Raw genomic sequence first — 8067 nt, 5'->3', positions numbered from 1 at the left:
ATCTTGTCGCGATTGGGGCTGCGCAGCGGCCCCAGCAATCGCCTAGCTTTCCGGATGGAACTGATAATCCCCCAGGTTACGACAGCGCTCGCCATTGATGCGACGCAACTGGGCCTGCAGGTGCAGGCACCAGATCTGCGGGTCTTCGCAAACCTGATACCCGTGTAGCGTCAGGCTGTCGACAATGGCATTGAGCACCGACTCGGCCACCAGCGGCCCGTGAAACGGCCCCTGGGCCTTGATGGCCGAAGGTTGCTCGCCGGCCATGCCGGCGGCGAACAACAGCGTCCACATGCCGTTGTCGCCGGCCAGTGGGCGGATGCTGCATTCGATGCGGGTCACCAGGCCCAGGCACTGGCGAGTAAGGCTGAGGTTGCGCATGGCCGCGTCCCCTCCAATGAGCCCTGTTCAGCCTGAAACCCTCAGGCTGTTTCCATCCTGAACGCTGATACCGTCCTAAGTTCCAGCATAGAGGAACAGCACAGAAAGTTGGAAAACCGGCGCTGAACGGTAGCACATCGCCGCCAGCGCCGGTTTATTGACTTAGGCCGGTTTAGCCTGCGCAATCACCTCTTCCAGGCGTTCCTTTTCTGCCTCTTTGATGTCCTCTTCGCTGATCATTTCGGCGATTTCGCGCAGGCGCTCAACCACGCGGGCGTTGACGCTGCCCTCGGTGAACTCGCCATTTTCATCCGCCGTGCCGGCCTCCTCGCCCACCAGCAGGCTCAGCGCCTCGTCGGCCTGGCTGACCGCATACACGTGGAACTGCCCGCCTTCGACCGCCTGCAATACCCGCTCGTCGAGCATCAGCGTGGCCACGTTGGCACGCGGGATGATCACGCCTTGATCGCCGGTCAGGCCGCGCGCCTCGCAGAGCCGGAAGAAGCCCTCGATCTTCTCGTTGACCCCACCCACTGCCTGCACTTCACCGAACTGATTGATCGAACCGGTGATGGCAAAGCATTGCTTGAGCGGCGTGCGCGACAACGCCGAGATCAGCGTGCACACCTCACCCAGCGAGGCACTGTCACCGTCGACATAACCGTAGGACTGCTCCAGGGCAATGCTCGCCGAAATGGCCAGCGGGAACTCCTGGGCGTAGCGGCTACCCAGGTAGCCGGTGAGGATCATCACGCCCTTGGAGTGGATCGGCTGGCCCAGGTTGACCTCACGCTCGATGTCGACGATGCCGCTGCCGCCGGGGTAGACCGTGGCCGAGATGCGCGCCGGCATACCGAATGCCGAGTCACCTACCTCCAGCACCGTCAGGCCGTTGCACTTGCCGATGGCCGCGCCTTCGGTGTCGATCAGGATGATGCCGGCGAGCATGTCGTCCAGCACCCGCTGCGACACACGCCCGGTGCGGGTGGCCTTGGCCTTGAGCGCACGCTCGATGTGCCCGGCGTCGGTCATCTCGTCGCTGGCCAGCTGGCGGATGAAATCGGCCTCGCTGACCAGCTGGAACAGGTCACCGATGCGTGCCGACAGCCGCGACTGGTTTTCCGCCAGCCGGGCGCTGTAGGTGGCCAGGCGCGCCACGGCGTCGCTGGTCAGCGGCGCCATGCCTTCTTCGTTGGTGCGAGTACGCAAGAGCTGGGCAAATTGCTCCAGGTTCTCGTCGATCATGGGCATGTCTTCGTCGAAGTCCACCAGCACCCGGAACATTTCCTGGAAGTCCGGATCATGGTCCTGCAGCGCGTAGTAGAGCTGACGCGAGCCGATGATCACCAACTTGACGTTGAGCGGGATCATCTGCGGCGTCAGGCTGACGCTCGCCACCCGGCCCAGCTCGCCCAGCGGCGACTCCATCTTCAGCTTGCGCGACTGCAGCGCCCGCTTGAGGGCATCCCAGACGAAGGGCTCGCCGAGCATCTTCTCGGCTTCAAGAATCAGGAAGCCGCCGTTGGCCCGGTGCAACGCCCCCGGGCGCAACTGGCGGTAGGAGGTGTACAGCGCGCCCTGGTCAGTGCTGTATTCGATCCGGCCAAACAGGTTGTCGTAGGTCGGGTGCGGCTCGAACACCACCGGCGCGCCACCGTCGTGGTGATGACCCACCACCAGGCTCGGCGCGTATTGCTCTTCGAGCATCTTGCGCGCCACGGCGTCGGTCTTGCTGTCATCGACCAGTTGCTCGACCACGGTGCGCAGCAGGTTCAACTGCACCGACTGCAGGTAGGCGCAGACCGCCGCGTTCTCGGCGTACTTTTCCGACAGCGGCGCCAGCAGCGGCTGCAGGGCCAGGGTAATGGTTTCTTCGTTGAGCTGGCGCAGCTGGTTGTTCGACTCACGCTTCCACTGCGGCAGGCTGGCCAGCTCTTCGTTGAGGCGCTCCTCGAGCAGGGCGATGTCTTCGTGGAACTGCTCACGCACCGCTTCCGGCAGTTGCGCGAACTCGGCCTCGTCCAGCGCCTTGCCTTCGGCCATTGGGGTGAAGGCGACGTTACTGGCGTCGCGGTACAAGGCCACGTCTTTTTCCAGCGAAGCGCGCTCGATCACATCCAGGGCGCGGTCATAACGCTGGTTGAAGGCGCGGTCGATGGCGCCCTTCTTCTGCTGGTACGACGGGTGCTCGAACACCGCCGGGAAGGTCGACAACAGGTTGTCGATCAGCCCACTCATGTCGGTGATGAATTCACCAGCGGTGCCCGAAGGCAGCTCCAGGGCACGCGGCTCGCGGGTGTCCTCGTAGTGGTTGACGTATACCCAGTCGGCGGGGGTGTGTTGGCGCTTGCCCTCGGCCTTGAGGTAGCGCTTGACGAACGAGAAGCGGCCGGTGCCGGGCTCGCCCATCACATACACGTTGTAGCCAGGGCGGGGCATGGCCACGCCGAATTGCAGGGCCTCGACTGCTCGCTCCTGGCCCAGGACACCTCGAAACGGCTCCAGATCGTCAGTGTGGGTAAAAGCAAACTGCTCGGGGGAAAAACGCCGGGTCAGGGCTTCAGGCGCAAGACGCAGGCGCGCAGCGACAGGATCGGGCATTGGGTTTCCTTACTTCGGCGGGGCGGATACGCAGCATTCTGGCGCTGCCCGCGCGCGCCTTGCAAGGCTCGGCGGGACTTTATGTCGCAGTCGCGATAACACAGCGCTTCAGGCAAATTTTTCGCAATCAACAACGCAACCTTTAGATCGTGCCTAAACTCCAAGCTGCGCGGGTGGGTGAAAAGCTTTCCCGCCTGGCAACCGAGTTGCCAGAAACCCTGACCCTTGGTTAAGACAAATAGAGAACAAATGCTATGAAACGGATTCTTCTGGGTACTCTGTTCACCGTGGTCTCCCTCAATGCCATGGCCGAAGCGCCTGGCGGCCCGAACTGCGGCTGGGGCAACATGCTGTTCGAAGGCCAGCGCGGTACGCCGGCTCACTTCCTGGCTTCCACCACCAACGGTACCTCCGGTAACGCCACCTTCGGCATGACCTCCGGCACCAACGGCTGCTCCACCAAGGCTTCGCTGACCTATGGCGGCAAGTCCTGGTTTGCCATGAACGGCATGATGAACGAACTGTCCGAAGACATGGCCATGGGCAAAGGCGAGGCTCTGACCACCTATGCCGTGGTACTGGGTGTAGCGCCTGAAGACCGCACCTACTTCGAGTCGGTCACCCACCAGCACTTCAACCAGATCTTCAGCAGCGCCGACGTCACGGCCGAAACCGTGCACAGCAACACCCTGGCGGTGTTGAAGAGCGACCCACGCCTGGCCAAGTACGCAACCGAGGCTTAAGTGCAGCTTGCCCCGCCCCACCTCCGGGGCGGGTTTCGCCTTTTTTTCGGCATCGTGAAGAAGTAGTTGCCCGATATGCTCAAACGCCTCGCTTACCTGGCGCTGTGTGCCTGCGCCCCTGTTCATGCTGCGCCTGCGCTGGATGAAGGCCGTATTCAGCAACTGGCCAGTACCCCCTACTGGATCGCCCTGGGCCACTACGAGACTGCCAAGCTCGGTGGCTGGCGAAGCTATGTGGACGACACCCGGTTCTTTCTCGCCGAGGATGGCGCGCACCACCCGGACCAGGAGCTGCGGGCCACGGTGCAGGCGCTGTATGCGCCGGCCAGCCTGGGCGACAAGCATGCCCAATGCGTCTTTCCGGCACGCACCCGTTGGCTCAAGGAACAACTGGGGCTGACTGACCTGCCGCAGCCCGACTGCCAGGAATTCAAGACCTGGTACACCTCGATCGACCCGCACAGCGCCGCGCTGATCTTCCCGGCGGCCTACCTGAACAGCCCATCGTCGATGTTCGGCCATACACTGCTGCGCATCGACCAGTCCACCACCCACAGCGACGACACCACGCTGCTGAGCTACGCGATCAACTTCGGCGCCTACATCGAAGGCAGCGACAACAGCATCCTGTACGCCTGGAAGGGCCTGATGGGCGGCTATCCAGGCCTGTTTGCGCTGATGCCGTACCAAGAGAAGCTGTCCGAGTACCGCAGCCTGGAAAACCGCGACCTGTGGGAGTACAAGCTGGACCTCACCCCGCAAGAGACCGGGCGCATGGTCGAGCATGTGTGGGAGCTCAAGCAGATCCAGTTCGATTACTTCTTCTTCGACGAGAACTGCTCATACCGCCTGCTGGAACTGCTGCAAGTAGCCCGGCCGAGCCTGGACCTGACCTCGCAGTTTCCGCTGACCGCCATCCCCACCGACACGGTCAAGGCGGTGCGCCAGTCTGGCCTGGTGGCCAGCGTCAACTACCGGCCTTCGCGCGAACGCGAACTGCTGGCCCGCGCCGAGCCTTTGACCCCCCACGAAAAGCAGCAGGTACTGGCGGTCAGCGCCGATACCGCGCAGCTGCAAAGCCCGGCCTTCACCGCCCTGCCGCGCGAGCGCCAGGCGCTGGTGCAGGACGCCGCCTACCGCCTGGAGCGTTACCGCGCCAACGGCCAGGAGCGCGACCCGGGCCAGGCCACGCGCAGCTTCGAGCTGCTGCGGGCGATCAACCGCAACCCCCCACCAGCGCTGGATATCGAGCGCCCCGGGCTGCCCGAAGATGGCCATGACTCACGCACCTGGCAGCTCGGCGTCGGCACGCGGGAAGACCGCGCCTACGCCGAGTACGGCCTGCGCATGGCCTATCACGACCTCAACGACAACGCCTACGGCTTCCCGCTGGGCGCGCAGATCGAGATCTTGCAGCTCAAAGTGCGCCAGTACGAAGGCAACGACTGGCAGGTACAGCGCCTGGACCTCGCCACCATTCGCTCCCTGACGCCGCGCAACGCGCTGCTCAAGCCCTGGTCATGGCAAGTGACCGGTGGCCTGGAGCGGGTGCCGGGCAAGCATGACGACGAGGTGCTGGTAAGCCATGTGAATGGCGGTGCCGGCGGTACCTGGCAACTGGCCGATGGCTTGCTGGGCTTCGCCCTGGGCACGGTACGCGTGGAGCACCACAACGACTTCGCCGAATTCATTTCCCCGGCGGCGGGCTTCAACGGCGGGCTGCTGTGGCGCAACGGGCTGGGCAACATGACGCTGGAGGCCAAGGGCGATTTCTTCACCAATGGCGAGGTGCGCCGCAGTGTAAGCCTGAACCAGCAATGGGAAATCAGCCGCAACCTGGGCCTGCGGCTAAGTGCATCGCGTGAGTTCAGCCACCTGGCGACGGCGCAGAACGAGGTGATGCTGGAGCTGAAGTGGTACCACTACTGACTCTTTGACACTGTTTTGACAGCCCACCGACAAACCGCCACCTAGACTCTCCCGCATCAACTGGAGGGTCTGGTGGCTATGTCGCGGTACTGGTTAGGCCTGTGCTTTGCCTTTTTGCTGTCTGGGTGCGCAACGACCCACGAACAGATGCTCGACCACGGTTACCCGCCCGCCTACGCCGATGGCTTCCAGGATGGCTGCAGCAGCGGCCGCCAGGCTGCCGGGCTGATGGTCGGCGACTTTCGCAAGGACGTGCCGCGCTACCTGCACAACCGCCAGTACGAAAGCGGCTGGGACGATGGTTTTCGCCAGTGTCACGCCCTGCAGAACAGCGAAGAGCAGCGTCAGTACCGCGACCGCTACTGGGACCAACGCGACCGTGACTGGGAGCAGGAGAAAGACCGCGGCGCTGCGCGGGCCTACCGCCACCCCTAGGTCGCAATCGGACATCCTTTGAAACCGGCGGCCTGCCATCATGGTCTTCAGCACAAGGAGGCCACCATGAGCCGAGCATTCGTCAACGAAGACCAGGCCGCCGCCCAGGCCGACCAGCCGGTAGAGCGGCGGGTCAGCGAGCAGCCCAACTACGTCACGGCCCTGGGCCTGGCGCAACTGCAGCAACGGGTGGCCGAACTCAACACATTGCGCAGCCAGCTGCAGGCCCAGGGCGAGCGTGCCGACAAGCAGCGCCTGGCCGATGCCGAGCGGGACCTGCGCTACTTCAGCGCCCGGGTGCAGAGTGCCCAGGTGGTGCCAGCCGCCACTTCGCGAAGCAAGGTACAGATTGGTAGCCGGGTGAGGTTTGTCGATGAACACGACCAGGCGCACGAGGTGCAGCTGGTTGGGGAAGATCAGGCCGATGCGGGGCGCGGGTTGATCAATTGGGGGTCGCCGCTGGGGCGGGCTTTGCTAGGCGCGGGGCTTGGGGATGAAGTGGTTTGGCGGCGGCCGGTAGGGGATCAGACGATCGAGGTGGTCGCCATCGAGGGTGAGGCGTGAGGCCGCCCCCACACCTGTAGGAGCGGCGGGCTGATGGGGCCGCAAAGCGGCCCCATCGGTTTTGGATCAGACCACGCCCTGCGCCAGCATGGCATCAGCCACTTTCACAAAGCCGGCGATGTTCGCGCCCTTGACGTAGTTGATCTTGCCGTCAGCCTCTTCACCGTAGTGAACACAGGCATGGTGAATCGACTGCATGATGTTGTGCAGCTTGCTGTCCACTTCACCGGCCGTCCACAGCAGGCGCATGGCGTTCTGCGACATCTCCAGGCCCGACACGGCCACGCCGCCGGCGTTGGACGCCTTGCCCGGGGCGTACAGGATGCCCGCGTCCAGGAAGATATCCACAGCCGCGAGGGTGGTCGGCATGTTGGCGCCTTCGGCCACGCAGAAGCAGCCATTGCGCAGCAGGGTGCGGGCGTCTTCGGTGTCCAGCTCGTTCTGCGTGGCGCACGGCAGGGCGATGTCGCACGGCAGGCTCCACGGGGTCTGGCCCTTGCGGAACTCTAGGCCGAACTCGCCCGCCAGGGTGCTGAGGCGGCCACGCTTGACGTTTTTCAGCTCCATCACGGCGTCCCACTGGGCGTCGCTCAGGCCCGCTTCGGCGTACAGAGTGCCCTCGGAATCGGACAGCGAGATGACCTTGCCGCCCAGGTCCATGACCTTGCGCGCGGCATACTGGGCCACGTTGCCCGAGCCGGAAATGGCCACGCGACGGCCATCGATGCGCAGGTCGCGGCGCTTGAGCATCTCCTCAGCGAAGTAGACGCAGCCGTAGCCGGTGGCCTCTGGGCGAATCAGGCTGCCGCCATAGGTCATGCCCTTGCCGGTCAGCACCGAGGTGAACTGGTTGGCCAGGCGCTTGTACTGGCCGAACATGAAGCCGATCTCGCGGGCGCCCACGCCGATGTCACCGGCAGGCACGTCGACGTCGGCACCGATGTGGCGGTACAGCTCGCTCATGAAGGCCTGGCAGAAGCGCATCACTTCTGCATCGCTCTTGCCCTTCGGGTCGAAGTCCGAGCCGCCTTTGCCGCCACCCATGGGCAGCGAGGTCAGGGAGTTCTTGAACACCTGCTCGAAGGCCAGGAACTTGAGCACACTCAGGTTGACCGAAGGGTGGAAGCGCAGGCCTCCCTTGTACGGGCCGATGGCGCTGCTCATCTGGATGCGGTAGCCGCGGTTGACCTGGACCTTGCCCTGGTCATCGACCCAAGAAACGCGAAACAGCACCGCGCGCTCGGGTTCGACCATGCGCTCCAGGATACCGGCCTGCAGGTAATGGGGGTTGGCTTCGAGGAACGGCCAGAGGGTGCGCAAGACTTCTTCCACTGCCTGGTGGAACTCGGGCTGGGCAGGATCGCGTTGCTTGAGGCGCGCGAGGAAATTATCGACAGATTCGACCATGGTAGAC

7 protein-coding genes are annotated in these 8067 nt (G+C 64.0%); 4 read left to right on the top strand and 3 right to left on the bottom strand.

All coding sequences use genetic code 11. The annotated features are described in order from the left end of the window. Positions 1–42: 42 nt before the first annotated feature. Both NP534_RS24045 and NP534_RS24040 read right to left on the bottom strand, forming a co-directional pair. A complete protein-coding gene (locus NP534_RS24045; protein WP_274100358.1) occupies positions 43–381 on the bottom strand; it encodes a PA4575 family protein in 339 nt (112 codons plus the stop codon). 162 nt (positions 382–543) lie between these two features. Continuing rightward, positions 544–2982 carry a Lon protease family protein gene (locus NP534_RS24040; RefSeq protein ID WP_274100357.1) on the bottom strand — a complete coding sequence of 813 codons (2439 nt, stop codon included), beginning with the start codon at positions 2980–2982 and terminating at the stop codon, positions 544–546. A 254-nt stretch (positions 2983–3236) separates the two neighbouring features. On the opposite strand from NP534_RS24040, the gene NP534_RS24035 reads away from it, so the two are divergent. The 4 genes from NP534_RS24035 to NP534_RS24020 all read left to right on the top strand — a co-directional run bounded on the left by NP534_RS24035 (position 3237) and on the right by NP534_RS24020 (position 6653). Continuing rightward, positions 3237–3725, top strand: a complete 489-nt coding sequence (locus NP534_RS24035) for a DUF3015 domain-containing protein (protein WP_033701382.1) — start codon at positions 3237–3239, stop codon at positions 3723–3725. Between the two features lie 75 nt (positions 3726–3800). Further along, on the top strand, positions 3801–5654 hold the full coding sequence (locus NP534_RS24030; RefSeq protein ID WP_274100356.1) for an Lnb N-terminal periplasmic domain-containing protein: 1854 nt from the start codon (positions 3801–3803) through the stop codon (positions 5652–5654). Positions 5655–5732: 78 nt separating this feature from the next. Continuing rightward, positions 5733–6089, top strand: coding sequence for a hypothetical protein (locus tag NP534_RS24025; protein ID WP_274100359.1), 357 nt, complete (start codon positions 5733–5735; stop codon positions 6087–6089). 66 nt (positions 6090–6155) lie between these two features. After that, positions 6156–6653, top strand: coding sequence for a GreA/GreB family elongation factor (locus tag NP534_RS24020; RefSeq protein WP_274100355.1), 498 nt, complete (start codon positions 6156–6158; stop codon positions 6651–6653). 66 nt (positions 6654–6719) lie between these two features. On the opposite strand, the gene gdhA is transcribed toward NP534_RS24020, so the two are convergent. After that, a complete protein-coding gene (gene gdhA, locus NP534_RS24015) occupies positions 6720–8060 on the bottom strand; it encodes an NADP-specific glutamate dehydrogenase (RefSeq protein WP_186662856.1) in 1341 nt (446 codons plus the stop codon). Between the last annotated feature and the right edge of the window lie 7 nt (positions 8061–8067).

This window comes from Pseudomonas sp. 39004 (genome assembly GCF_028682155.1).
In the GTDB taxonomy this organism is placed as follows: domain Bacteria; phylum Pseudomonadota; class Gammaproteobacteria; order Pseudomonadales; family Pseudomonadaceae; genus Aquipseudomonas; species Aquipseudomonas capeferrum.
The sequence above is the reverse complement of the archived record's forward strand: the minus strand, read 5'-3'. Positions and strand labels throughout refer to the sequence as shown.